This is a genomic window from Phyllobacterium endophyticum (assembly GCF_003010935.1).
GTDB classification, from domain to species: Bacteria; Pseudomonadota; Alphaproteobacteria; order Rhizobiales; family Rhizobiaceae; genus Phyllobacterium; species Phyllobacterium endophyticum.
Genome location: NZ_PGGN01000001.1, coordinates 1,188,107 through 1,214,309 on the forward strand (window position 1 = coordinate 1,188,107; position 26,203 = coordinate 1,214,309).

The window sequence follows — 26,203 nt, forward strand, 5'->3', positions numbered from 1 at the left end:
ATGAAATCACTGGGAAGTTTCCGCCGGACATTCGCACCCTGGAATGACGCGCAAGCCAAGCCCTTCATTGCCATCGAGAACGTCACCAAGAAGTTCGGTGATTTCGCCGCGGTCAATGACCTGTCCCTCAATATCTACAATCGCGAATTCTTTGCATTGCTCGGCGCATCCGGCTGCGGCAAGTCGACTCTCCTGCGCATGCTGGCCGGCTTCGAGGAGCCGACCTCTGGCCGTATTCTTATCGATGGCCAGGATATGCGCGGCATCCCGCCCTACAAGCGTCCGGTCAACATGATGTTCCAGTCCTATGCGCTTTTTCCGCACATGACCGTCGAAGGCAATATCGCCTTCGGTCTCAAGCAGGAGGGCATGGCCAAGGCGGATATCGAGGCGCGCGTCGCGGAAATGCTGAAGCTCGTAAAGCTCGAGCAGTTCGCCAAGCGCAAGCCGCACCAGCTCTCCGGCGGGCAGCGCCAGCGCGTTGCGCTTGCGCGTTGCGTGGCCAAGCGTCCAAAGGTTTTGCTGCTCGACGAGCCGCTTGGTGCGCTCGACAAGAAGCTGCGCGAGGAAACCCAGTTCGAGTTGATGGACCTGCAGATGAAGCTCGGCCTGACATTCGTGGTGGTCACCCACGATCAGGAAGAGGCCATGACGATGGCCGATCGCATCGCGGTCATGGACAAGGGCAAGGTCATGCAGGTAGCGACGCCCGCGGAAGTCTATGAAGCGCCGAATTCCAAGTTCGTCGCCGACTTCATCGGCAATGTGAACATGTTCGAAGGCACGGCAGCTTCGGTTGCCGGTGGCAAGATCGATATTGCCGTCGCACCGGAAAGCCTGACCATCCGCACCGATTCCGCTTCGAAGAGCTTCACCGCCGGGCAGCCCGTCGGGTTTGCCATCCGGCCGGAAAAAATCCGCGTCAGCCGCAAGCCGCCGGCTGATCCCTCAGTCAACTCTGCGCAAGGGGAACTGTACGACATCGCATATTTCGGTGACATGACAGTCTTCCATGTCAAACTCGAGAGCGGCCGGATCATCAAGGCCGCCAGTCTCAACGCAGTGCGAACCGTCGAAGACCCGCTGGGGTACGATGATACGGTGTGGGTCAATTTCGATACCGACGCCGGTATCGTGCTGACCGCGTGAGGAGGGGGATGTCATGCACAAGTTGATATCCTCCGTCGCAAGCCGGCTGGTCATAGCCGTTCCCTATCTTTGGCTTCTGATATTCTTCCTCATTCCCTTCGTCATCGTCTTCAAGATTTCCTTGTCCGAAGTCGCGATGGCAATCCCGCCCTATACGCCGGCGTTCAATCTCCTTTCGGGCTGGGAAGGTCTCAGGCAAAGTTTCGCCCAGTTCTCATGGGACAATTATATCTGGCTCGTTGAGGACCCTCTCTATTACAAGGCCTACCTTTCCAGCCTGTTTATCGCCGCTGTTTCAACCATTCTGACGCTCATCGTCGGCTATCCCATCGCCTATGGCATGGCGCGCGCTCCCGCGACGATCCGGCCGACGCTCTTGATGCTGGTGATCCTCCCTTTCTGGACGAGTTTCCTGATCCGCGTCTATGCCTGGATCGGCATTCTCAAGCCTGAAGGGCTGCTGAACCAGTTCCTGCTCTGGGCCAATGTGATCGACACGCCGCTCAATATTCTCAATACCAATACGGCGGTCTTTATAGGCATCGTCTATTCCTACCTGCCGTTTCTGGTGCTTCCGATATATTCGGCGCTGGAGAAGATGGACTATTCGCTGGTTGAAGCAGCCGAGGACCTGGGCTGCCCGCCCATATCCGCATTCTGGAAGATAACCTTTCCGCTTTCGCTGCCGGGCGTCATAGCCGGGTGTTTCCTGGTTTTCATTCCGGCGGTTGGCGAATTCGTTATCCCCGATCTGCTCGGCGGCTCGCAGACATTGATGATTGGCAAGACCCTGTGGAACGAGTTTTTCTCCAACCGCGACTGGCCCGTTTCGTCGGCTGTTGCGGTCGTGCTCCTGCTGTTGCTGGTCGTGCCGATCGTGCTGTTCCAGCGTGCCGAGGCGCGGGTGCAGGAAAGCGAGAAATAAGATGAACACCACTTGGTCCCGCTTCAACATCGCCTCGCTTGTTCTCGGTTTCGCCTTCCTCTATTTGCCGATCGTTCTCCTGGTGATCTATTCGTTCAACGAGTCCCGGCTTGTTACCGTATGGGCCGGTTTCTCGACGAAATGGTACGTCTCGCTGTTCCACAACCAAAGCTTCATCGACGCGGCCTGGGTAACGATCCGGGTTGCCCTTGTCTCGGCCAGCGTCGCGACTGTTCTCGGCACGCTTGGCGCTCTGGCCATCAGTCGCTATACGCGCTTTCGCGGGCGGCTGCTGTTCTCTGCAATGATCTATGCCCCGCTGGTCATGCCGGAGGTCATCACGGGTCTGTCCATGCTGCTTCTGTTCGTGGCAATAGGTTTCGACCGCGGCCTCTGGACGATGATCCTCGCGCATATCACCTTCTCCATGTGTTTTGTCGCCGTCGTCGTGCAGTCGCGACTGGTCTCATTCGACCGCTCGCTCGAGGAAGCGGCGATGGACCTGGGTGCAACGCCGGTTACGACCTTCTTCAGGGTAACATTGCCCGTGATCCTGCCGGCCGTCGTCTCGGGCTGGATGCTCGCCTTCACTCTGTCGCTCGATGATCTGGTGATTTCAAGTTTTACCTCTGGTCCCGGCGCGACGACGCTGCCGATGCGTATCTATTCGCAGGTGCGCCTTGGAGTGACTCCGGAGATCAACGCCGCCTGCACCATCCTTATCGCCATCGTTACGATCGGCGTAATCATCGCCTCCATAGCCAACAAGCGCCGCGAGGTTCAAAGGGCCCGCGACGAACAAACCGCCGCACGGAACTGACAACTCACGACAACTGCACGGCCTCTTATTCTTGGTCGAATGCAACTCTGCGTTCGTTGTGTCGCAGTCAATTCGCTTCAAGATATGGCACTGGTTATCTCCCCCCATTGTGGGGGAGAAAGGATTTTCTTGAATTTAGCATCTCGCTAAATTCTTAGAAAATCCAAGAGAGGGGATCAAAGCAATCAGGCAGGATATCCCACCAAAGGTGCGGACCTATGCCCGGGGAATGCGTAGAGACGCGACCCTGGCAGAAAATCTCTTGTGGCAAGCAATCCGAAACAACCGGCTTGGTGGTTTAAAATTCAAGCGGCAGGCGCCGCTTCTCAGCTATATCACGGATTTTGCCTGCTTTGGTTCAAAGCTGATCGTAGAACTGGATGGCAGCCAACACTCGGGATCAAGTTCAGATTTGGAGCGGGATAGACGTTTGGAAGCGGCAGGTTTCAAGACGCTACGTTTCTGGAACAATGAGATTTTGGCAATCTGGACGGGGTATGTTCGCAGATATTGTATGAAGCGAGCAAACGATAAGGTGGGTCCAATCCCCTCTCTTGCGATTTCTAGCACTTGGCAAGGGCCAAGATGCTGAAATCGCTTTCTCCCCCACAAGGGGGGAGATGGTGGAAGCGCTCTTCCTGCAATCCAGAAGAATACGTTTTCCAAGACTTACACCAGCCGACTTTCGTCTACTGGGAAATGATAGGCGAGATAAACGGATTATCCCACGAACCGCCTATGAAAAAGCGCGTATGATTTGCCGTCATCTGCGGCCTTGCCGCTTCCGCCGTGCCACCCGCAGTCTCTGTTGCGGCTGCGGCCCCTTGTGCGGCAAAGTCGCCCGTCAGTGCGAGGCTCTTGCCGATCAGCGTCACGATGCCGGCAAAGCTGAGGGTGCCTGACTTGGTTACGATCTGCGCCGTATCGAGGGCAGCGACACCGTCCATGATATTGGCCTTGACCTCGAACCGGTCGAATGCCAGCCACGCGTCGGTCTTTTCGTTGAGGCTGAAAAAACGGTCCGTCTTGGCCTTGCTCAGAAGACTGTTGAAATCCAGGCTGCGGATCTGCCCGCTGCCGAAGCGCATCGACAATGTTCCCTTGGCGTTGGCGAGCGCCGATGACCAACGCGATATCGGCCCTTTCAGGACGAGCGACATCGTGCCCTTGCCGAGTTGGAATCGCGAGCCGAACCCCATGAGCGCCGCGATGGAAGCACTGTTCACGTCAGTGCCGTTGAGACGCAACTCGCCCGTTGTCGCGCCATCGCCCTCGTCGGCGAGTTGGAAGCTGGCAGCAACGGATCCATCGAAGGCTGTGGCCTCGCCTATGTCGAACATGGCGCGCCCGTTGCGGATTTGGGCCGTTGCCGCGACTTTCGACAGGTTTATCGTTCCAATGGTTGCAACCTGTGTCGAAACCCGCAGGTCGAGATTGAGCTGCTTCAGGAAACCACTGTCGATCACTGCGTCCGATTCTGTCGAACCATCGGGCAGGGGCATGAAGCCGGCAAACACCGAATGAATGTCAAGCGTGTCGAAGGCGAGCGTGCCAGTGACGCTGGGCGTTCCCTGGTCGAGCACGATTTCGATCACCCCCTTGGCCGGATTGTCGTTCAACGTCGCGGTCAGGCCGTCCAGCTTCATGCGCGTCGCCGAGCCGGAAACGGAGGCATCCAGAGCGAAGCTGCCGATCGGCGCCCCGGGTATCGTCGCCATGCGTGACCATTCAAGCGTTCGCCGGAGTGATGGCGATGTCAGCGAAAGCGTCCCTTCGAAGAACTGGTCCTTCGAAATATTGGCGGAGCCGTTGAACGAAAGCGTCAGGGGTGTCGAGCTGATATTGACCTGCAAGGGGCTGGTGCCGCCGGCAAGCAGCAGCAGCGCCCGTGTTGCGGAACTGTCGATTTCCGTTTCCTCGCCGTGCCAGATCGCCTTGCCCTGGAAGCTGGCGACCCCCGAGGTCTGCGGCCAGTCGAAGACACCGCTGATACTGGAGATTTGTTCCTCGGCGCCGTTGATTGGCCGTTTGAAAGTCACCATCGCGTCTTCGAGCCGCACGCGCCCGAACGGCTGGGACGAGACGGTGCTCATGTCCGGCTTGGCGGGATTGGCTTCCACCGCAGCGCGGGCTTCCCGCACGACATCGCCGATCCGGCCATCGCTCCTTGAAAGCGCCTCGCCAATCTCAGAAAGGCTTTTGATCGGCTCATCGATGACAAATCGCGGCCGCACGATCTTGGTTTCGGTGAATTCGGTTTTACCCAGCAGCGCGGAAAGGAGCGAAAGGTCAACTTCTATTCTCTCCGCCTGCATGAACGGGGCGCCTTCGCTTTGCCAGGGGTTGCGAATGGTGATGTCGCCCAGCGAAGCGGTGAAGGCGGGAAAGAAAGTTATCTGCGGTGTCTGGCGCGACTCGACGCTATACCCCGTCCAGTTGCTGATTTCCTGGATAAGCCTGGCGCGGATAAGGTCGGTGCTGACAAGAAAAGGCAACGCCGCCACCACGCCCGCAGCGGCAAGTGCGAGCAGCAGGGCCGTTGCGAGGAGGTTCCTTGGCCTCAGAAACGACATGAGGTTTCCAATAGTCTTGTGCCTTCTTCACCAGAAAATCATGCTTCCGCCCGAGACCACATGGTTTAGCAAGAGCGCCATGCAATGCAAGGACGATAACGCCATATATCAGACTTTAACGCGGACCGCCCGCAGGTACTGTATGGGTTCAAGATACTCCACCACGGCGCTGGCAGGGGTTTTCGTTGGTGGTGCGGGATCAGTCGTTGGTCATCAGGCCAGGGGCTTGCGCCATCCGGCGTCGCCATATCGAACCTTGCGACTCTACTCCGCCAGCACCCTTGTGGAGGGAAACGTGATCTCGACCATCGTGCCGCGGCCCGGGTTGGAATCGATGGTGAAATTGGCACGGTTTGCCTCGGCCATCGCCTTGGTCAGGGGCAGTCCCAGCCCGGTGCCGTCACTGCGCGGATGGTTCGGCGTGGTAATCTGTTTGTACGGCCGCAGCGCCTGTTCCACCTCGGCCCGCGTCATGCCAATGCCGGTGTCGCGCACGCGCAGCAGCACATCGCCGCTCTGTTCATAGCTGGTGGAGACGATCACCTGTCCTCCGGGCCCGGTAAAGCGGATGGCGTTTGACAGGAGATTGAGCGCGATCTGCGTGATCGACCGGTGGTCGGCGACGATGTCAGGCAGGCGCGAGGTGAGGCTCGATCGTATGATGACGCGCTCGCGATTGGCCTGTGGCTGCATGATCGCGACGGCTTCCGTCAGGGCGTCATTGAGCGAAACCGCTTCGAATTCCATCTCGACCGCGCCGGCCTCGATCTTCGAGATATCGAGAAGATCGTTGACCAGTGAGAGGACATGGTTTCCGGACCTGCTGATATCGTTGAGATATTCGCGGTAGCGCTCGCTGCCGATAGGCCCGAATTTCTCGTCCGCCATCAGTTCGGAAAAGCCGATTATGGCATTGAGCGGCGTGCGAATCTCATGGCTGATACGGGCCAGGAATTCGCTCTTCTGGGCAGATGTACGCTCGGCCTCACGCTTGGCATTCAAGAGTTCTTCTTCCGCCCGTTTCCAATGGGTTATATCGCGCAGGACGACGCAATAGCCCTGTGAGGCGTCGAGCTTGCCGATGGTCATGAACAGGGGAATGAAGCGGCCCTGGCTCTCGCGGCCGATCACCTCGCGCCCGTCATTGAGCAGGCTGGCGACACCATGTTCCGAAAGCCCGTTCAGATAGTCCATTGCGGCGCGCTGGCTCTCCACCGCAAACAGCATCGAAAAGGGCTTGCCCGTCACCTCATCCGGCTCGTAGCCGAAGAGCGCCGCGGCCGAGTGATTGACAGAGCGGATCGCGCCGCCGGAATCGAGCAGAATGACCCCGTCCGTCGCCGTGTCCAATATGGCGGTGAGCTCGTCGATACGCGTTTGCAGGAGTTGCCGTTCGCTCATTTCGAAGTGATTGGCTGGCTGCACCTGCGGCGAAAGTGCAAGCAGCAGCGCGCGCTCGCCGGTCTCGCTAACGTTCTCGTCCCAGCGGACCGCCTGCAGATGCGCCTGCACGCGCGCGACGGACCCATCGCTGCGGCGCAGGTTCATGCCCGCTTCGTCCTCGTCGCCGCTGCCCTCGGCATCATCCGCAAAAAGAATGCTCAAGCCGCCGGCATCGTTGATGGCTTGCGCCGACCCGTACGATGTCAACTGCAACAGCGCTGCGTTCGCGTAGAGTAATTCTCCATGCCGGTGGATGAGAACCGGCAGTGGCAGTGCGGCGAGGATGGACGTGTCGACACCCTGCCGCACCTGCTCGCGGATATCCTCGGCAAAATCCTCCGTCGACGCGGGGGCATCGGCTTCCGTATCATCCATGCGGGCGAACCCCGGGCCGACGACCTCCGCATCTGGAACCAGTGCTTCCGACCTGGCAGCGGGCGCGGGCTCGACCGGCGTGGCAACCGCCTGTGCGGGCTGGGCAATCGCCTCTGCGGGCCCGGGGGGAACCGCTTCTTCGCGCCTTGGATTATCGGCCAGCACTTCGCGGCGCAGCCTCTCGGCGATCTCGCGAAAGGCGTTGCGCTCAGCATCGTTCAATCTTCCGTCGTCGCGCAGCCCACGCTGCGGCTTCAAGGGAATGATGTTGTCCGGCGTGTCGGGAGTGATATGCAGCGCCGGCTTCTCGCCGTTGAACGCATCGTCCGGCGCGGCTGCCTGTTTGCCCACCACCGCCACAACATCCAGCGGTTTGCCGCTCGCCTTCGCGTCGGCAACGACATCGCCCATGCGCGCGACGCCAAAGCCGCGGAAGCCCAGGAACGCCCGGTCGCGTGAATAGATCGGCAGCGCGGCAAGTTCGATCGGCACGCGCAGGCTGGTTCCTTCGATCGGCCACATTACCGTCCGGCCAGACCATGTATCGCGTCGCTGGAGCAGCTCGGCAATCTCCTCATTCTCGTCGAAGCCGTGGCGTGCAGCCACCTCGCGGAAGGGCCTGCCGATGATCGATGCGGATTGCGGTCCGACAGCCGCGGCGAATTCGGGCGAAATCTCGCTGAAATTTGCGTGCGCGTCCACCTTCCAGACGAAGCGAACCGGCGTTTCCGACGGCGTGTAGCGGAACGCGTCCGATGGTGCTCTATCGGACAAATCTGCATCCAACGCGGGACGCGCGATAGCTTCCGTATGTTCCGGCGCCGCCTGCACGATGTCTTTCGCTGCGTCCTCGATTACTGCATCCGCAACAGGCGCCGCCGGCACGGCAGGTTCTTGCGGTGCAGCTCTGCTTGGCGTCGCGTGTTCCCGTGGTTCCGGTTCGATTGCAAGCAGCAGATGCAGCGCCGGGCTGTCGGTCAACCGCGCCATGCCCGCGGCGATAGTGCCAGTCGCAGTCTGTGCCGGACGCTTGACGAGGCGGTTTCGCTCAAGCCGAACCTCCCGCACCAGATCGCCAAGAACTTTGTCGCCCAAGCCGAGCCGGCCGAAGTGCTGCGAGGCGGCGACGATCGTTCCGCTCGCATCGACAATGGCCGCGTGCGTTGTCTGATCTCCAAGACCCTTGATCGCCAGCGCGGCAATCTCTTCCTCGCTGCTTGTCGCCCAGGCACCATTGGCGAGTGAAAGAAGGATTGCCTGCTCGCCCCGCGGCAAGGTCACGTCGCTTGCCTGAAAAGTCAGCATGGGGCTTGAAAGCCCGAAGGCGACGCGCAATGAAACAGTCCGCCCGTGGCCGATGGCGGGAAAACCGTCCAGGGCCATCAATTGCCGCTGCGCCTGAATGCCGAGAGCGGCGCCGCCGCTCAGGATTTCGTCGATGGAGCCATAGCCAAGTGCCGCCGCACCCTGGCCGTTGGCCCAGATGACGTTCTGAAGGTCCGGTGAAATGACGACCAGCGCATCGCCATTGGCGAAATGCTCGCGTATCTCGTCCAGGACGGCAATTTCAATGAATGGGTAGGTCTCAGGCGCCATCTACTGACCAGCATGCTCCGATCTGAACAGTCGCATCCTCGCGATGTTCTTAAGACTTTGTTAATAATGATCGCGTCGTCGCACGTCTACTCGCAGCCGCCTATCTTACATGTCTTTCTCTTGGTTTAGTTAACTTCAGAGGGGAAAGTACAACCTTCCACATATAAATTCGGTCGTGCGGAGAGGTATGGAATGGTGCGCTGCAAAATAAATGTTGCAATGCACAATAATCGGTATTATATTGGGTCCATCAAATCAGTTGCAGGGGCGAAGCGACCGTCTGCACCAAGGAAGGATCCTATCATGAGCAAGACCACGAAACAGACTGCCGATGCTTTCTCGATCCCTTCATTCGATGCAAGCGCCGTAACCGACCAGGTTCGCGAATTCACTGAAAAGGGTGTTGCCCAGTCCAAGGAAGCCTATGCCAAGATCAAGGATCAGGCTGAAGCTGCCCAGAAGACACTTGAAACCACTTTCGAAACTGTCCAGTCCAATGGCGCAGCTCTTTCGCTGAAGGCTTTGGCTGCTCTGCGCACCAACACGGAAGCCAGCTTCGCACATCTCGAAGCGCTGATCGGCGTCAAGTCGTTCGGCGAAGTGATCGAGCTTCAGAGTGCGTTCGTCCGCAAGCAGGCCGAGGCTCTCACAGGTCAGGCCAAGGAATTGCAGGCCGTTGCTTCGAAGGCCGTTGAAGAAATCTCCGCGCCGGTCAAGTCGGCTGTCGAGAAGGCCATCAAGGACGTCAAGGTCGCCTGATTGGCGATTTGACGGAAGAAATACCCCAACGGCACTCCTCCTCCCGGCCGTAGGGGAAGCAAGACTTCATGGCTCCTCCCGCCTGGTCTTGCGCTGATGGAAAAAGGCCGGATCCTCCCCCGGCCTTTTTCTTTTTTCAGTTTGTGCCTGTCTTTGTTGCATCGAACCCTTGCAAAAAGCCTGAATCCTTCGTATGTGACGCCTGTCAAAAATGGTGTTATGCGGTCGTAGCTCAGTTGGTTAGAGCGCAGGATTGTGGCTCCTGAGGTCGGTGGTTCGAATCCACCCGTCCGTACCATTTTTCTAACCTATCCCGCCCGTTCAGCTCCCATGTCCCGTTCGTTTCGCGATGAAGCGGGCGATGGCCGGTCCTGTCAAAAGCACGATGATGAACCGCGACGTTTGCATCGCCATGACGAACGCTACGTCGACATCGCTGGAAGCTGCGATGATCGCGACGGAGTCGGCGCCGCCGGGACTGGTCGCAAGATAGGCCGTAAGCGGGTCGATATCGGCAGCCCATACCAGAACGGCCGCGATTGCCCCGCAGATCGCGATCAAGGTCAGAATGGAGGCGGCAACGCGGGGCAACGCCCGTGCCGCATGAGCAAGGATCGGCCTCGTGAAGCGTGAGCCGATGTTCCAGCCAACCAGTGCGTAGCTCGTAGCCAGAAGCCAGGGCGGCAAGACGATCGTCATCATGCCCGTGTTTTGCAGGATAACGCCTATGATCATCGGGACCAGAAGCGGTCCCGCCGGTATGCGCAACCGCACGGCAACCAGACTGCCCAGCGTGATCAGCGCCAGCGTTTCAATCAGATCGACCGCCGCAATTGCAGGAAACCAGTCGGTTTCCTGCGCCGGCCCCGCTGGAGCTGTGACCCATATGCCCGACACGGCGGATGCGACGACTGCCACGAATACCACGCGCAAATACTGCATGAACGCGACCAGGCGGATGTCGGCCCCAAAAGCCTCGGCCATCAGCGTCATGGCCGATGCAGCACCGGGTGATGAGCCCCAAAGTGCCGTTGTGCCCGGCAGCACCTGCCAGCGCGTCAGCAGCCACCCCAGCGTGTTGCTCGCCAGCAGGACTGCGCCTATGACCGCCAGGAAAAGTGGCCAGTCGCGCAGCATCTCGGTGAGTGTGGAAGGCTGTATGGTTCGCGCGATGAGGCAACCGATGACCCCCTGTGCCAATATGAAAGGACGGATTGGCGCGCGGATCGAACCGCCCGCAGCGGCAACAGCAATGGCCGCTGCCATGGGTCCCAGCAAAAGCGCTGCCGGCAGGCGTGCCGCCAGAAGAAGCAGGAAGAACAGGATCGACAATCCGAGCAGGATTGCCCATTGCAGTCCCATTCCGCGGCGGCTCAATCCGCCGCTGAGGATACGGCCCATCCAATCAGGAACATTCATCGGGAACCGTTGGAGAGCCGGGCGAGGCGCTGCGTATTGAGACGACGTTGCCGAAGCGGCATACATGTGTGGAAGCCATTTGGAAAAGCATCACGAACTATCATTGCCCCAATGTCCCACCAGCCTCAAACAAAGTTGGCCGCAGAATAATCTTCTGTCGCGCGCCGTCCACCCAGTTTAGCGTATTTGATCCTTGGAAAATCCGCAGGCAGGCAAAGGTCCATGCTCTCTGACGGGCTTATGCGCCCAAGGGGATTGCGGACTCTCACCTGCCTCCGCAAGCGCTAGTCTAGCACAAGGCGGTGAAGCCAAGTTACAAGGGGATTTGCCTCACTGAACTATCCCCTCTCTTGGATTTCCAAGGATTAGCGAGCGGCTAAATCCAGGAAAATCCTATCTCCCCCACAAAGGGAGATGGCCCATTATTGCGTTTGCGGCGCTCGCTGTTTCATGCCAATGAAACGCCATGCGTATATTGCTCGTTGAAGACACGCTCGATGTCGGAGAGGCCATCGCCAGGCGTTTCGAAGCGACAGGCCATGCCGTCGATTGGGAGACCAACGGGCGCAACGCCTCCGAGATCATCGATTTTACCGAGTATGCGTTGGTCATCCTCGATGTCATGCTGCCGGGCATGGACGGTTTCGAAATCCTCAAACGCATCCGCAAGTCCGGCAATATCGTGCCGGTCCTCGTCCTGACGGCGCGTTCGGAGATCGACGACCGCGTTGGAGCGCTTGACCTCGGCGCCGACGATTATCTCGTAAAGCCTTTCGACTTCCGCGAGCTGGAGGCGAGGGCGCGTGTCTTGATGCGCCGGCACACGGGCGGCGAGGCAACCAATCTGATCAAATGCGGTGATATTGCCGTCGATCGCGCATCGAGATCCGTGCATGTCGGCAAGCGCGAGGTGCAATTGAAACGCCGCGAATTGACCCTGCTCGAGGTACTCGTTGCCCGGCCGGGCCGTGTGTTCAGCAAGGACGAACTGCTGGATCAGATTTTCGGTTTCGACGAGGCGGCCAATGCCAATGCGATCGAACTCTATATCGGTCGTCTGCGCAAGAAGCTGGAGGGCGCGCGGGCCAACATCGTCACGGTGCGCGGCCTCGGCTATCAGTTGGTGCCCGGCGATGCACCCTGAGGTGGCCCGCAAGCAGCCATCACTGTTCGCGCGCCTTGCCCGGCGCATTTCGTTCGTGCTTGGCATCGGCGCTGCGCTGCTCGTCACTGCCGCCTGGTATTATGCCGAGACCGCGGCGAACAAGGCCTACGACCGCCTGCTTGTCGGCGCAGCGCTGCAGATGGCGGAAAGTCTCTCGGTCGAGGATGGAATATTGACGGCGCGGCTGCCGACCTCCGCCTTCGAGTTGCTCGGTCTTGCCGATCGCGACCGCATTTTCTACCGCGTCATCGATACACATGGCCAGACCCTCACCGGCTATGACGATCTCAAAACACCGACGCCATTGGAGCGCGCGCAAGACGTCCTGAACGTCGAAGAGGGCTTTTACAAGGAAGAACCCGTGCGCATCGCCCATGCGACACGTGTTCTTGCCGATCCTGCCGTATCGGGCCGGGCCTACGTCATCGTAGCGCAGACGAACGAAGCGCGTCTCGCGCTGACGAGGGAGCTTACCCTTCGCGCGACGATCCTCGTCTTCGTCATGAGCCTTCTGGCCTTTGCCGGCGCCATGCTGGCCATCCGCTATGCGCTGCAGCCGGTGGAGCGGCTCGGAACGGAGGTTCGCAGCCGCGATCCGCACGATCTTACGCCTGTCAGTGTCGATGTGCCGCGTGAACTCGACCCTTTTGTCGGCTCCATCAACCATTTCATGGGAAGGTTGAACGAACGCGTGGACCTGTTGCAGCGCTTCATTGCCGATGCCGCACATCAAATCCGTACACCATTGACCGCGCTGACAGCGCAGATCGATCTTCTTGGCGCGGGCAGGCTCGACAAGGCCGGGCGCCAGCATTTCGACCGCGTCAAGGAGAGGACCAGCGAACTGTCGCGGCTGACCAATCAGTTGCTCAGCCATGCGATGGTCATCCACCGCGCCGACTCAGTCCAATTGGAGCCCGTCAGCCTTGTCGATGTGGCAAGGCGTGCCTATCGCGCCGCAATTCCGATCACGGTCGATCCAGATATCGTCATATCCTTCGAAGCGCCCGACGAGAGGCCCATCATCCTCGGTGATGCGGTCAGTCTGCGCGAAGCTATCGTCAACGTGATCGACAACGCGTTACGGCACGGCACAGACCAGCGGCTAGAGGTGCGGGTACGCGCCAGCGCCATGCAAGGCTTCGTCGAGGTTGAGGATGATGGCCCCGGTATTCCGCCGGAGAGCTGGGCAAGGGCCACGCAACGTTTTGCCACGTCAAAATCCCATGAGGGCAGTTCGGGGCTCGGCTTCGCCATCGCTCAGGAAGTCGCCAAGGCCCATGGCGGGACATTGAGCTTTAATGCTCGTGGCCGCAAAGGCTTTACGGTCGTCCTGACCGTGCCGTTATACAAAGGTGAGGTGAAATGATCCGGCTTTTTCTCGTGCTGATCCTGGCCGGGTTGACCACCGTGCAGGCGTTCGCCGCCGAAGACAACAAAACCGAGTTCTCCGCACCGCAAAGCGAGACCGGCAAACTCACGATCTATTCGACGACGGATTTGCCTGCGATGAAACCGTTGATCGAGGATTTCCAGCAAACCACGCCGAATGTGTCGATCGTCTATATCGAATATCTGACCAACGAGCTGAATGCCCTTGCCGCGGAAGCCTGCCGCAAGCACCAGCCGCTCGGCGATCTCCTGTTGTCGTCATCCGTCGACCAACTGCTCAAGCTTGCCAATGATGGCTGCGCAACCGAGCATAACTCGCCGGAGACGCTTCGCGTTGCCGAATGGGCCAATTGGCGCGATGAGGTCTTTGGTTTCACTTACGAACCAGCGGTTTTCGTTTATAATTCGAACAAGGTTCCGCCCGCCGAAGTCCCCCGGACCCATGTCGAACTTGCGGATCTCCTGCGTGAGCGGCTCGACTATTATCGCGGCCGTGTCGGCACCTACGATATCCGTCTGTCCGGCATCGGCTATCTGCTCGCCTTCAATGATGCGCGCCAGACGACGACCGTGTTTGGCCGTCTCCTGGAAAGCATGGCGCGCGCCTCCGCTGTCGCCCGTTGCTGCACAGGCGAAATCCTCGAGGAAGTCGCCAGGGGTAATCTCTACATTGGCTACAACATGCTTGGCTCCTACGCCTACGACGCTGCGCAGCGCCACCCTGATTTACGAATCGTCGTGCCGCGCGACTATACGCTTGTCCTGAGCCGCGGCGCGCTTATTCCAAAGGGCGCAGCGCGAGCCGATCTTGGAGCCGCGTTTCTCGATTATCTCCTGTCTGAGCGGGGTCAGTCCGTGGCGCGGACCAATGCGTTTTATTTCACCGAAAGTGGCGAACTGCCGCCCGGGGTCGATGGGCCGCAGAACTTGAAAGAGTCCGGCGTCGCCCAGCCGATCCGCATCGGTCCTGCATTGCTCGCCGTTCAGGACAGAGCACAACGCCAGCGGTTCATCGAAGACTGGGCACAATCTATGATTGAGTTGAACAGCCCGGCCTGGATGCGCGAGTAGCGAAGGTCACAATTCACCCGTCTCTGGCGGGATTCGCAACTTGATCGGATGAGACAATGCCGTTCTCGCGCGAGAAATATCGGGTTTGAAACGAAAACGCTCGATTTTGGCGCTGCTTTTTCAACTTCGGCGGGAAAAATAGTTGTGACGACGCGAGTAACTAGAAAAGCGAGCCTTGTGATCCTGCGGGAACGGGGGATTTCTTTGCCGGGGAGGGGCGCTCCGCTTTCGGCTGTTCTGGACGGTTTTCACCACCTTGCGCGACCGCCTGGACGTTCCCATCGCGAAACTTGATCGTCAGTTCATCTCCGGCTGTGACCGTGGCCGCACGCTTTACGGGCGTGCCTGACGGGTCAAGGACAACAGCGAATCCCCGTTCCAGAACCCCTTGATATGACAGCGTTTTCAACAAACGTTCGAGCTCCGCGCTACGCCGTTTGGTGCGGTCGAGCAGCAGATTGACAGCCTGGACCTGGCGCCGCTCCAATTGCTGCAGATGTAGCCGGTCCCTTTGTGCAAGCCGGGCGGCAGGTTCGACCGAAAGGCGCGCGGCCGTCCGATCGAAAAGTCCCCGCCTCTTGTGCAGAAAGGCCGCGAGGCAGCGTGGCAGTTGACTTTCCAAGCGCTTGATTTCAAGGCGCTTTTCGCGAAGTGTCTGCTCAAGAAGACGCGGCGACAATCGCCTTGCGCAGCCGTCGAATTCGCCGCGTTTCTTCTGCGTGTTCGCCTGCAGGGCGCGTCCCAGACGGCCTGCCGTTTCATCGAAGCGGCGGCGTGGAAGCGCCAGCAACTGGTCCGCCGAAGGCAGGGCGCGGGCAAGCGCCCGCTGGATCTCGCGGCGCCGGTCGAGATAGCGGGACATGCCGGAGGAAAGCCTTGCGCCGAGCGTCGCGACCTGCGCCCGGAGATCCGCCTTGACTGGTACTGCCATCTCCGCCGCACCTGTCGGCGTCGGTGCGCGAACGTCTGCGGCAAGATCGATCAGCGTCCAGTCGGTCTCGTGACCGACAGCAGAAATGATGGGGATATGTGACGCGGCGACCGCCCGCACGACCGCTTCATCATTGAAGCCCCATAGGTCTTCCAAGCTTCCGCCGCCGCGCGCCACGATGAGCACATCGGGGCGGGGAAGGGCGCTGCCTTGCTCTAACCTGTTGAAACCATTGATCGCGTTGGCAACTTCGGCGCCTGCGGTTTCGCCCTGCACCCGCACCGGCCAGACAAGAACATGCAGTGGAAACCGGTCGGCGATACGGTGGATGATGTCGCGGATTACGGCGCCCGTAGGCGAAGTCACCACGCCGATTATGCGCGGCATATAAGGCAGTCGCCGTTTGGCGGAAGCGTCGAAAAGCCCCTCCGCACCGAGCTTGCGCTTGCGTTCCTCGAGCAGCGCCATCAGTGCGCCGGCGCCTGCCGGTTCCATCTGTTCGATGACGATCTGGTACTTGGAAGAGCCGGGATATGTGGTGAGCTTGCCGGTGGCGATGACTTCCATACCTTCTTCGGGCTGGAAGCGCAGCCGGCTCATGGCGCTCCGCCAGATTACCGCCTCGATGCGTGCCTTGTCGTCCTTCAGCGAAAAATAGGCATGGCCTGACGAATGCGGCCCGCGATATCCGGAGATTTCGCCGCGAACCCTGATGTGACCGAAAGTGTCCTCGACCGTGCGCTTTAATGCGCCGGATATTTCGGAGACGGTAAATTCGGCAACATTCGATGTAGATTCGGGCTTTTCGCTCATGCGCTATTCCTAACCGTGCCCTGTCCAAGGTACAAGTCTCGGCAATCCCCGATTGAAACATTGCCAGTCCCCCAAATTTCAACTATCCGCAATGGTGGGAAAAGGGGGAAATGCAAAAATGCCAGTGGATGCTGCCGCTAGAACCAAGTCATTGAAAATGCATCATTACTTGTTGATCGCAGGTTTGATGATCGCGGCGGCTGCCGTGATACTCCTGCTGATGGGCCGCAATCCGATCTGCACCTGCGGTAATGTGAAATTGTGGGTTGGCGAGACAAACTCGCCCGACAATTCACAGCATATTGCCGATTGGTACACGCTCTCGCATATAATCCACGGCTTCCTGTTCTACGGCATTTTCTGGATCATCGCCGGTAAAATACCGATTGGCCAGCGACTGCTAATGGCAGTTGCTGTCGAGGCGGCATGGGAGATCTTCGAGAATACCGACATGGTTATCAATCGTTACCGCGAGGCTACGATTGCGCTTGGATATGTCGGCGATAGTGTCCTGAACTCCGTCAGCGATATGCTGTTCATGGTGCTTGGCTTTTTCTTCGCCGCCAGAGCCCCTCTCTGGCTGACAATCGTGCTGGCGATCTTCTTCGAACTGCTGGCGGCGTGGGTTATCCGAGATAATCTGAGCCTCAATATCCTTATGCTGCTTTATCCGGTCAGTGCGGTTAAGATCTGGCAGGGCATGTAGTTTACCAGCCAGGAACGAGCTCGGCCGCGCGAACCTGGCGCAGGCGCTGATTTGCCATGATCGGCGCCGAGGCTTGGCTGACGCTGACGGGAGAAGGCATGGACAGATTGTCGAGGCTTTCGACAATGTGCTGCGCCAATGCGTCTACAATCGCCGACGGCTTCGTGTGACCGCGCATGATGCCAATGCCGAACTCCGGCAAGCGCCCAAAACCATCGGCTTCCGTTAGAACACGCATCCCCGGGCGTAAGGCACATTCGGGCAGGATGGATACGGCGAGACCAGCCAAGACCGCTGCTGCCAGGACGGTCGCCGACCAACTGGTAAAGAGAATGCGATAGTCATGATGCATCGAGTCCAGAACGTCGACGGCGGCGGCGCGCCAGATACAGGTAGGCCGCCCGACAGCGAGCGGAAGTACTTGTTCTTCATGAACATTATGATGCGCCGAGGTGACCCATAGCAACTGTTCGCTCCGGACGACTTCTGAACGGCGCTGCTCATCGCATTGCGTTACAAGCGCTATGTCGAGCTGACCCTTTCGGATCATTTCGTCGAGGTTTACCGTGGGTTCGCAGACGACCGAGAGTTCGACGCGGGGATTGGAACGGGAAAACCGCGCCATGATCTCCGGCAGGAAACGGTCCGCGTAATCGTCCGGTGTGCCGATACGAATATGGCCTTGCAACTGCGTATCATCAAAGGCGGCGATCGTTTCATTGTTGAGTTGCAGCATTCGCCTAGCATAGGCGAGCAGGCGCTCCCCATCCTCAGTAAGGCGATTGGTGCGCCCATCGCGCTCGAAAAGGGACTTGGAAACGCGTTCTTCCAAGCGGCGCATCTGCATGGAAACGGCGGATTGGGTCTTGTTCACCTTGTCGGCAGCTCTCGTAAAACTACCCAGATCGGCAATGGCGGTGAAGGTCTGCAATTGGTCGAGATCAAGCGGTGCGTTCATGGCAAAGTTCCCGATATGGTTGATCCATCATTATTATTGAACGTTTACATTAAAAACATTCGTTTGAATAATCAATTATTATGCATCAATCTACAGATGTTCAGGAAGCGTCAGTGCCACACCAGTGGCATGTGGCGTGGTGCGCGGAAATGGTTTTCGCGCGGTTTAACTTTCTTGATCGCCATTCAAAAGGAGTAACGGCGATGACGACGACAACGAGAATGACTGAAGCAACAGGTTTCGCCCGCACGATCGCAGCGTTTGCGTCGCAGGCCGCCAACTTTGTCAACCGCATGATCGTCGCCCGCCGCAATCGCAAAACGATCATGAGCCTCGGCGAGTGGAACGACGAGATGCTGCACGATATCGGCATCACCCGTGCCGATCTGCATTCGGCAATTGGCACCTCGCTTCTCGATGATCCAAGTGAACGATTGGGCGCCCTGGCCGATGTACGGTCACGTATTCGTGCTGCCCGCTCGATCATCTAGGCTGACGATTGACTGTTTAGCAGGCGCCCATTCACGCCGGAATCCCCTCCCGGCGCCTCGCCTGCCTCCTGCCCGGCCCACATTGCTTATGCAGGTGGCCGGGCTTTTTCTTGGGTCGGTTTCAGCGGTAGCGATCCATGCCGCGTTTATATTGCTCGAAAATAGACTCTACACCCTTCTGGTATTGATCATTCGCCTGTTTTCCGGTGTCAAACATCTGCCCGAGTATGTCTTTGAGCGGATTGTCGGATGGGCCGGGCGCAGGCGTTCCTTGCTGGGCCTTCGGCCGTTGCGGCTGAGGTGATTGCGGCGCTGGAGAAGGTTGCTGCGCGCCACCACCGAATATCTCCCCAAAAATCTGCCCGAGCGGATTGTCACCAAATGGGTTCTGACCTTGGGCCGTCTCACGCGGTGCATCGTCCTGCGGCAGGTCTTGCGGCGAGCGGCCACCGGGGGCGGCACCCTTCATCATCTCTTCGAACATCTTCCCGAGGGGATTATCACCGAACGGATTTTGCGTTTGGGCAGTATCTTGCGGAGCGGCCTTGCCGCGCGGAGCCGGGGCCTGCTGCGCCGCGCCGCCAGCATTCTTCATCATCTCTTCGAATATCTTGCCGAGGGGATTGTTTCCCAACGGATTACCCTGGCCTTGCTGCTGCGTTTGCCCGCCTGCAGCGCCTCCGCCCAGCATGCTCTCCAATATCTGGCCCCATGGATTGGCGCCTGCGCCGGGTGCGCCTTGCTGCGTAGCGGTTGGCTGGCTGCCGCCCTGGCGCATCATCTGCTCGATGAAATCTCCGATAACATTGCCGCCGCCAAGTCCCGAAGCTGCGAACTGGCCGGTCGATTTCTTGTAAAGACCACCCATCATCATGGAGGCGATGACGGGTAACATCTGTTTCAACGTATCCGCACCAACCCCCGAAACAGCGGCCGCATGATCGGCAACGGCCCGGGACAAATCTTTCGATCCGAACAGCTGGTCAAGAACATTCTTTCCGTTGGCAATCCCCGACGGATCGAAGGCTGCTTGCGGATTATCGAAATAATTGACCTGACGGCCCGCCGAAAGGGCTTGAACGAAGCCACCAAAACCCATCGGATCGGCAGCATTCCTCTGCAGGCCTTGCGAAAATGCCGGCATGAGTGCCTCCAGGGCGGCCACCGTCTGCTGCTGGGACAGATTGAACTGGCTGGAAAGTGCGTCGACGGCCTGTCCGCCTTGTGCCTTCACGAACATGTCTACGAGATTCATGGCGCCGATCCTCCTCCGGGCTGATACCCTCGAAGCTTAGCGCCGTAAATATAAGGACTTCAATGCTTTTCTACCGTTGAAAATATTTCGCCAAATTGCTGCGAATTCGCTCCAATGGATCAACCGAGGGATCACCAGCTTCGAATTTACGATCAGTGATCTTCTCGTAGGCCTGAATATAGACCTGTGTTGTCGCGTCGATCACGTCTTCCGGAATCGCTGGAATGTCGTCCTTGTACGGATCGCAGCGTTCGACAACCCAATTGCGTACGAAATCCTTGTCGAAACTGACGGGCCGTTTGCCAGGCTCGTAGCTGTCAGCAAACCAGTAGCGGCTTGAATCCGGCGTATGTATCTCGTCGGCCAGCACGATATTGCCTTCAGCGTCGGTACCGAATTCATACTTCGTATCGGCAAGAATGAGGCCACGGCTGGCGGCGATCTCCTGACCGCGCGCAAAGAGTTTCAGTGCGTAGGTGGTGATAGTTTTCCACTGCTCCTCGCTGAGAAGCTTCTGGTTGAGGATTTCGTCAGCGGTCAGGGGTTCGTCGTGCCCGCCATCGAAAGCTTTCGAGGTAGGGGTGATGATGGGAACAGGCAGCTTTTCGTTGTCCTGCATGCCGTCGGGCAGGGTGAAGCCGTACATCTCACGCCTGCCCGTCTTGTAGAGCGTCAGGATCGATGTTCCGGTTGTTCCGGCAAGATAGCCGCGTACGACAATCTCCACGGGCAGGATTGTCAACTTTCGGCAAACCAGTACATTGGGATCGGGATATTCGATCACGTGGTTTGGACAGATATCCTTGGTCTGTTCGAATTGAAAACGCGCCGTCTGCGTCAGCACATGGCCCTTCAGCGGTATGGACGCAAGAATGCGATCGAATGCACTGATGCGATCGGTGGCTATGATGACCCGCCTGCCATCCGCAAGATCGTAATTCTCCCGAACCTTGCCTTTATAATAGTTTGGCAATTCGGGGATAAAAGCTTCGGACAGGGCTTTGTGTTTCGGCATGGTTCGGAAATCCGCATGGAATGAGGTGCCCCCGCATAACACATATGGCGGGCAACGGGAGTCACAATTCTCAGGCTCTAACGTCCGCCGGTAACATCGAGGATCGACCCCGTCACGTAGGATGAAGCATCACTCAAAAGCCACACGATGGATTCGCCCACTTCATCGGCGGTGCCAGCGCGTCCAAGGGGCGCTGTAACGCCAAGACGCTGTGCACGATCCGGTTGTCCGCCGCTTGCATGGATATCGGTTTCGATCAAACCGGGTCGAAGCGCGTTGACGCGAATACCTTCAGGTCCGACTTCCTTGGAGAGCCCGATGGCCAGCGTATCGATGGCACCTTTCGATCCAGCATAGTCGACATATTCGCCTGGCCCGCCAAGCCTCGCCGCCGCAGAGGACAAAAGGACGATCGACCCGCCATTGCCGCCCCGCGAGCGGGCAAGATAGCGGACGGCCTCGCGTGCGCAGAGATAGGCGCCAAGGACGTTCACTTCGAAAATCCGGCGCATGCGATCCGCGTCCATATCCATCAGCCGCGAACCAGGAGCAACAATGCCCGCATTCACGACAACTCCGTCGAGGCGGCCCAGTTCAGCAGCTTGTTTGAATACGGAAAGGACATCCGCCTCGACAGCCACATCGCCCTGGATGGCTTTCGCCTTGCCCCCCGCCGAGATGATCGTATTCACGACCTGATCGGCGGCAGCTTTGTTGCCCACATAGTTGACGCCTACCGACCACCCGCGTTGACCGGCCAGTATTGCTGCAGAGCGGCCGATTCCTCTGCTGGCGCCAGTAATAAGGATTGTTTTGCTCAAGGACTTGATCTCCACCCAATTCAATCGAGGTACTCTGCGAAAGCCGGTTCAACCGATCCGCCCACATCTATCGCGCGCTCTCCCCGACACGACTGGGGGCTGACACGGCCCTTAATAGGCGTATTCAAGAAACGCCGGCTCGACGGAACTGCCCCATGCCGTATTATACTGCGACAGCATTTGTTCGGCCGATGTGGTTCCACGTGCCACCACCTCCTCCAGCGAGGAGAGATAGTGCGTCTCATCGAAGCCTTCGCTGTTGAGTTTTGCCCGGTTTTTCAGCCCCAAACGCGAGATCGCCAGCGCGTCAAGTGCAATTTCATGCACCGACCTGTTGCGCAATGTCGCGCTCAGGCCTTTCGCCGGTACTTCGTCCCGCAGGGCCTGTACTTCCGGGTAGGTCCAGTCAGCGGTCATGGCTTCTGCCGCATCCAATGCCTCGCCGTCGTAGAGCAGTCCGACCCAGAATGCCGGAAGCGCGCAAATGCGCCGCCATGGCCCGCCGTCGGCGCCCCGCATTTCGAGAAAACGCTTGAGCCGCACCTCCGGGAAAAGCGTCGACAGATGATTTGTCCAGTCGCCCATATTTGGCGTGCTCTCCGGGATGGAATCCTTCAAGGCGCCATTCATGAACTGCCGGAACGTCACGTGGGTACAATCGTGATAGCGGCCATGACGCATGACGAAATACATCGGCACATCGAGCGCCCATTCCACATAATCGGCAAAACCGAAATTCTCGTTGAAAATAAAGGGCAAGACGCCTGACCGGTTATTATCGGTGTCCCGCCATATGTTCGAACGCCACGAGAGGAGACCGTTCGGGCGGCCCTCGGTGAAAGGCGACATGGCGAAAAGCGCCGTGGCAATCGACTGCAGTTTCACCGAGACCTGCATCTTGCGGCGCATGTCGGTCTCGGACGAAAAATCCAGATTCACCTGGATCGTACACGTCCGGTACATCATGTTAAGCCCATCTTTGCCAACCTTGGGCATATAGTTGGACATGATATTGTAGCGTGACTTCGGCATGCGCGGCGTTTCGGCGAGCGTCCACTTTGGACTGCCACCGACGCCCAGGAAACGGATGCCGAGCGGTTCGGCGATCTCGCGCACCTGCGCCAGATGCGCATTGGACTCACGGCACGTCTGATGAATAGTGAGGAGCGGTGCACCGGAGAGTTCAAACTGCCCGCCCGGTTCAAGCGAGATAGCGCCCTGACCGGTGGGTTCGACAAGACCTATGATGTTCCCCTCGTCGATGATGGCTTCCCACCCGAGTTTCGACTTCATTCCCTCCAGAATCGCACGAATTCCCCGGGGCCCGTCATAGGGAACCGGGCTGTGGTCTTCCGTATAGAAGGGAAACTTTTCATGCTCGGTGCCGATGCGCCATTCTGATTTCGGTCTCGAACCTTGCGCAAGATAGGCTGCCAGCTCTTCGGTACCGGAGATCGGTGTTTCGTCTGTCGTATCGCGCGCCATGGATGGTGCTTTCCGAGTGATAGGATCGTCGCGCGTGATTGACCGTTTTCGCGGATGAGCGCAAGCAAATTTCGCTGATGATTGTATCAAGAGTAATTCACAATCGCCAGAAGGCCCTGTTGGGGTGTTCTATTCCTGTGAGCGTCGAGCGCTCACCAGTCGCCGATGGTTGCCTGGATCAAGGCCAGTGCTGCGACAGCCGCCGTGTCGGCTCGCAAAATACGATGACCGAGGGGAATAGCGGTGACAAACGGGGATTTTCGCAACCTCTCGCGTTCCAGATCGGAAAATCCGCCTTCCGGACCGATGAGAACGCCCAGAGGCCCGCGCGGAAGCGATTGCAACAGTGGTAGCGGATTGTGTGTCTCGTGACCCTCATCGCAAAATATGAGGCGACGCGTTCGGTCCCAGTTTTCAAGCAGTCTTTCGAGCTTTATGGGCTCGCATATACGCGGGATCGCCAGCACCCCGCATTGCTCCGCAGCCTCGATTGCGTTTGCCTCGATTCGCTCGATGCCAACGCGTGTGACCTGCGTGTGTTGTGTTATGACAGGCTGCAAAACTCCCGCACCCATTTCGACCGCTTTTTGAACAAGGTAGTCGAGCCGGCCCTGCTTCAAGGGCGCGAAACAATAAAGCAGATCAGGGCTCGCCGGTTGCTCGCGTGTCTGCTCCAGCGGCTGGACTGTAAGCTTCCTTTTTCCTTCCAATCGCAGCGAGGCGCGCCATTCGCCCTGTCGCCCGTTGAAGACGAGGATTTCATCGCCATCCTTCATTCGCAGCACATTGCAGAGATAGTTGACCGCGTCCGGGCCTGCTGCCACGGAGGTTCCGGCAACGAGATCCCCTTCAATGTAGAGCCTCTGCATCTTGTAGTTCGCGCGCATTTGGTATCCTGATCAGCTTGTCACGACAGCGGCGGCAAACGGCGTCTGACAGGCGAAGACTTGACGATGGAGGTGTTTGTCTCGGCTCTTTCCGCAAGCCGGTCAAGTATCATATCGAGTTGTTCCATCGTTCGAAATTGAAGCTTGCCGATAAAGCAATCGTCTCCTGTGACCTTGTCGCACTCGGTGATTTCGGGCGTTTCCTGAATCAGCTTTTCGACAATGTGCAGCATGCCGGGCAAGGGCCTTACCCGTACGACTGCCGTGAGATTGTAACCGAGCGCTACGGGATCGACATCGACGGTAAAAGACCGGATCACCTTTCTTTCTTCAAGGCGGCGCAACCGCTCCGCCGTGCTGGGCGAAGACAATCCAACCTGATTGGCAAGGTCTTTCAGCGAGATACGCGCGTCTTCCACCAGAATTCCAATGATAGTCCTGTCCAGATCGTCAAGCATGGTGTTTCCTAAGGCACGGAGGAGAGTTTGCCTTCATTAAATAGGGTTTTGCTCATTTCATCCTTATCGAACTTATATCTAAACCCGGCTCTCTCCCATAGTCTAGCGCAATCAAATCAAGGGACGGGAACCATGGACAGGGACATTTTCAGAGGCGGGGCCGAAATGACTGCCGCGATGGTCATATCAGGGACCATCGGCTGGTTCGTCCTGATGTCAGGTCAGCCAGTATTGTCAGTCGTATTTTGGCGCTGTGCCATCGGCGCCGTAACATTGCTCGCGGTCTGCATGTTGCTCGGTCTGCTCAGGCGTGACGCGGTTTCGCCGAAGCTGTTCGGGTTGGCAGCGATCGGCGGTGTCGCGATCGTCCTGAACTGGGTGCTGTTATTCGCCGCCTATCCACGTGCATCCATTGCCATCGCGACGACAGTCTACAACGTTCAGCCATTCATGCTGGTTGCCCTGGGCGCTTTGATCTTCAAGGAAAAGCTGACGGGGACCAAGCTATTCTGGTTGGGTTTTGCCTTCGCGGGAATGCTGCTGATCGTGCAGGCCAAGCCTGGTGGTGTCTATAGCGGTTCGGATTATATGGCGGGGATTGCCCTGTCGCTCGGCGCGGCCTTCCTCTATGCGGTCGCCTCGATCGTTGCGAAACGCCTGAAGGGAACCTCGCCGCATCTCATCGCGCTCATTCAGGTTTGCGTCGGCATTGTCATGCTTGCGCCCTTTGCAGATTTCACTCGCTTGCCGCAAGGAATGGGACAATGGGGCAGTATCGTAACGATAGGCGTGGTTCATACCGGCCTCATGTACATTCTGCTCTATAGCGCCATACAGAGGCTGCCGACGCACATCACCGGATCTCTGTCATTTATCTATCCGGTAGCCGCGATACTGGTGGACTACATCGCCTTCGGACATGCATTGCAACCAAGTCAGCTCGTCGGTTCGGCTGCCATTCTTATTGCTGCAGCCGGCACGAGCCTTGGCTGGTCGCTTCGCAGGCCGATTCCTGCAAACATCAGCGCTTGAAGGTCAAGCTAATGAACGGGAGATATCCCGCACGCAGCGACCGTACGGTTGAAGGCGGCGTGAGAAGCTTGACATCGCGGGTCGGTGGATCGGAACGCGAATACCCTTCCCACGACCAGAGATAGGTAATGCCGTCCTTTATGACGTAGGTGTCCTCACCACAGGCGATCATCGTTCCGTTTGGAAGATTTCCCGCTTGACCCTCGATGGAATGCCGTCGCTTGCCGCCCTTTGCGTCAAGCCGCTCCCTGTGCAGGACCGCGTCCATCGCCGGCGCAGTCTGGATCGATGTTTCATTCCCGTTAGCCCAGGCGGCCTGGAATTCCTTCGCCCGTCGCCGCTGGCAGTAAAAGCATGGCCTGTGTCCCGCAGCGAGCGCTGTCGCTTCATCCAGAAAGAACAACTCGGTCCAGCTTCGGCGAGCCATGACCTCGCGCCGAACACCTTTGAATTCGCACACACAGATGATCCATGCCCGCGTCGCCCAGCGCCTTTTCAGCAAGGTACGCGTCGCAGGATCGTGGATGATGCCACGATTTCCCATCAGCGCTCCACGATGGGGCACAGCGACAATATCGCCAAAAGGTGTCACGCGGTTTTGCAGGGTCATTTGGCAGCTTCCGACTCTCTAGGTCGCATGCTATCGGAGAACTCCGATTGTTGC

Annotated in this window: 23 protein-coding genes and 1 tRNA gene; 12 read left to right on the forward strand and 12 right to left on the reverse strand. The window is 58.4% G+C overall.

What is annotated here, in order from left to right; translation table 11 throughout:
- The 4 genes from CU100_RS05570 to CU100_RS05585 all read left to right on the forward strand — a co-directional run bounded on the left by CU100_RS05570 (position 1) and on the right by CU100_RS05585 (position 3,486).
- Positions 1-1,149, forward strand: a complete 1,149-nt coding sequence (locus CU100_RS05570) for an ABC transporter ATP-binding protein (protein WP_106715491.1) — start codon at positions 1-3, stop codon at positions 1,147-1,149.
- 13 nt (positions 1,150-1,162) lie between these two features.
- Entirely contained in the window at positions 1,163-2,074 is a 912-nt protein-coding gene (locus CU100_RS05575; protein ID WP_106715492.1) for an ABC transporter permease subunit, read from the forward strand.
- A 1-nt stretch (position 2,075) separates the two neighbouring features.
- The gene (locus CU100_RS05580) at positions 2,076-2,894 is read left to right on the forward strand and encodes an ABC transporter permease (protein ID WP_106715493.1); all 819 of its coding nucleotides are present in this window, start codon (positions 2,076-2,078) and stop codon (positions 2,892-2,894) included.
- Positions 2,895-3,123: 229 nt separating this feature from the next.
- Entirely contained in the window at positions 3,124-3,486 is a 363-nt protein-coding gene (locus CU100_RS05585) for an endonuclease domain-containing protein (protein ID WP_245418957.1), read from the forward strand.
- 97 nt (positions 3,487-3,583) lie between these two features.
- Here the strand turns inward: CU100_RS05585 and CU100_RS05590 are convergent, their stop codons facing one another.
- Both CU100_RS05590 and CU100_RS05595 read right to left on the reverse strand, forming a co-directional pair.
- Complete coding sequence (locus tag CU100_RS05590; RefSeq protein WP_106715494.1) at positions 3,584-5,467, reverse strand: AsmA family protein; 1,884 nt, start codon at positions 5,465-5,467, stop codon at positions 3,584-3,586.
- 264 nt (positions 5,468-5,731) lie between these two features.
- Complete coding sequence (locus CU100_RS05595; protein WP_106715495.1) at positions 5,732-8,881, reverse strand: PAS domain S-box protein; 3,150 nt, start codon at positions 8,879-8,881, stop codon at positions 5,732-5,734.
- Between the two features lie 303 nt (positions 8,882-9,184).
- Here CU100_RS05595 and CU100_RS05600 point away from each other — a divergent pair, with 303 nt between their 5' ends.
- Entirely contained in the window at positions 9,185-9,640 is a 456-nt protein-coding gene (locus CU100_RS05600; RefSeq protein WP_106716024.1) for a phasin, read from the forward strand.
- A 221-nt stretch (positions 9,641-9,861) separates the two neighbouring features.
- A tRNA-His gene (locus CU100_RS05605) sits at positions 9,862-9,938 on the forward strand.
- Positions 9,939-9,961: 23 nt separating this feature from the next.
- Here the strand turns inward: CU100_RS05605 and CU100_RS05610 are convergent.
- Positions 9,962-11,059, reverse strand: coding sequence for an AbrB family transcriptional regulator (locus CU100_RS05610; protein WP_407070295.1), 1,098 nt, complete (start codon positions 11,057-11,059; stop codon positions 9,962-9,964).
- Positions 11,060-11,525: 466 nt separating this feature from the next.
- Between CU100_RS05610 and CU100_RS05615 the strand changes: the two genes are divergently transcribed.
- The 3 genes from CU100_RS05615 to CU100_RS05625 are packed head-to-tail and all read left to right on the forward strand — an operon-like array spanning position 11,526 to position 14,687.
- Positions 11,526-12,203: a response regulator transcription factor gene (locus tag CU100_RS05615; protein ID WP_106715497.1), complete on the forward strand. Its 678-nt coding sequence runs from the start codon at positions 11,526-11,528 to the stop codon at positions 12,201-12,203.
- Complete coding sequence (locus CU100_RS05620) at positions 12,193-13,593, forward strand: sensor histidine kinase (RefSeq protein WP_106715498.1); 1,401 nt, start codon at positions 12,193-12,195, stop codon at positions 13,591-13,593. The genes CU100_RS05615 and CU100_RS05620 overlap by 11 nt, the downstream gene beginning before the upstream one ends.
- Entirely contained in the window at positions 13,590-14,687 is a 1,098-nt protein-coding gene (locus tag CU100_RS05625; protein WP_106715499.1) for an ABC transporter substrate-binding protein, read from the forward strand. The genes CU100_RS05620 and CU100_RS05625 overlap by 4 nt, the downstream gene beginning before the upstream one ends.
- Before the next feature lie 160 nt (positions 14,688-14,847).
- Here CU100_RS05625 and xseA read toward each other — a convergent pair whose 3' ends face one another.
- Positions 14,848-16,431 carry an exodeoxyribonuclease VII large subunit gene (gene xseA, locus CU100_RS05630; protein ID WP_106715500.1) on the reverse strand — a complete coding sequence of 528 codons (1,584 nt, stop codon included), beginning with the start codon at positions 16,429-16,431 and terminating at the stop codon, positions 14,848-14,850.
- A 118-nt stretch (positions 16,432-16,549) separates the two neighbouring features.
- Here xseA and CU100_RS05635 point away from each other — a divergent pair, with 118 nt between their 5' ends.
- Entirely contained in the window at positions 16,550-17,137 is a 588-nt protein-coding gene (locus tag CU100_RS05635) for a DUF2585 domain-containing protein (RefSeq protein ID WP_210204075.1), read from the forward strand.
- 1 nt (position 17,138) lies between these two features.
- Here CU100_RS05635 and CU100_RS05640 read toward each other — a convergent pair whose 3' ends face one another.
- A complete protein-coding gene (locus CU100_RS05640; protein ID WP_106715502.1) occupies positions 17,139-18,095 on the reverse strand; it encodes a LysR substrate-binding domain-containing protein in 957 nt (318 codons plus the stop codon).
- A gap of 203 nt (positions 18,096-18,298) precedes the next feature.
- Here CU100_RS05640 and CU100_RS05645 point away from each other — a divergent pair, with 203 nt between their 5' ends.
- Positions 18,299-18,586, forward strand: coding sequence for a DUF1127 domain-containing protein (locus tag CU100_RS05645; RefSeq protein ID WP_170113738.1), 288 nt, complete (start codon positions 18,299-18,301; stop codon positions 18,584-18,586).
- A gap of 121 nt (positions 18,587-18,707) precedes the next feature.
- Here the strand turns inward: CU100_RS05645 and CU100_RS05650 are convergent, their stop codons facing one another.
- The 6 genes from CU100_RS05650 to CU100_RS05675 all read right to left on the reverse strand — a co-directional run bounded on the left by CU100_RS05650 (position 18,708) and on the right by CU100_RS05675 (position 24,507).
- A complete protein-coding gene (locus tag CU100_RS05650; protein WP_106715504.1) occupies positions 18,708-19,841 on the reverse strand; it encodes a DUF937 domain-containing protein in 1,134 nt (377 codons plus the stop codon).
- 70 nt (positions 19,842-19,911) lie between these two features.
- Positions 19,912-20,856: a phosphoribosylaminoimidazolesuccinocarboxamide synthase gene (locus CU100_RS05655; protein ID WP_106715505.1), complete on the reverse strand. Its 945-nt coding sequence runs from the start codon at positions 20,854-20,856 to the stop codon at positions 19,912-19,914.
- Between the two features lie 77 nt (positions 20,857-20,933).
- Positions 20,934-21,677 (reverse strand): SDR family oxidoreductase, encoded by a 744-nt coding sequence (locus CU100_RS05660; protein ID WP_106716025.1) that lies wholly within the window; start codon positions 21,675-21,677, stop codon positions 20,934-20,936.
- 111 nt (positions 21,678-21,788) lie between these two features.
- Complete coding sequence (locus tag CU100_RS05665) at positions 21,789-23,162, reverse strand: glutamate--cysteine ligase (RefSeq protein WP_106715506.1); 1,374 nt, start codon at positions 23,160-23,162, stop codon at positions 21,789-21,791.
- A gap of 152 nt (positions 23,163-23,314) precedes the next feature.
- Positions 23,315-24,049, reverse strand: a complete 735-nt coding sequence (locus CU100_RS05670) for a 16S rRNA (uracil(1498)-N(3))-methyltransferase (RefSeq protein WP_106715507.1) — start codon at positions 24,047-24,049, stop codon at positions 23,315-23,317.
- A gap of 20 nt (positions 24,050-24,069) precedes the next feature.
- Complete coding sequence (locus CU100_RS05675; RefSeq protein ID WP_106715508.1) at positions 24,070-24,507, reverse strand: Lrp/AsnC family transcriptional regulator; 438 nt, start codon at positions 24,505-24,507, stop codon at positions 24,070-24,072.
- 132 nt (positions 24,508-24,639) lie between these two features.
- Between CU100_RS05675 and CU100_RS05680 the strand changes: the two genes are divergently transcribed.
- Complete coding sequence (locus tag CU100_RS05680; protein ID WP_106715509.1) at positions 24,640-25,539, forward strand: DMT family transporter; 900 nt, start codon at positions 24,640-24,642, stop codon at positions 25,537-25,539.
- Here the strand turns inward: CU100_RS05680 and CU100_RS05685 are convergent.
- The gene (locus CU100_RS05685) at positions 25,529-26,149 is read right to left on the reverse strand and encodes a hypothetical protein (protein ID WP_106715510.1); all 621 of its coding nucleotides are present in this window, start codon (positions 26,147-26,149) and stop codon (positions 25,529-25,531) included. The two genes, CU100_RS05680 and CU100_RS05685, sit on opposite strands and share 11 nt — an antisense overlap.
- Positions 26,150-26,203 lie beyond the last annotated feature (54 nt).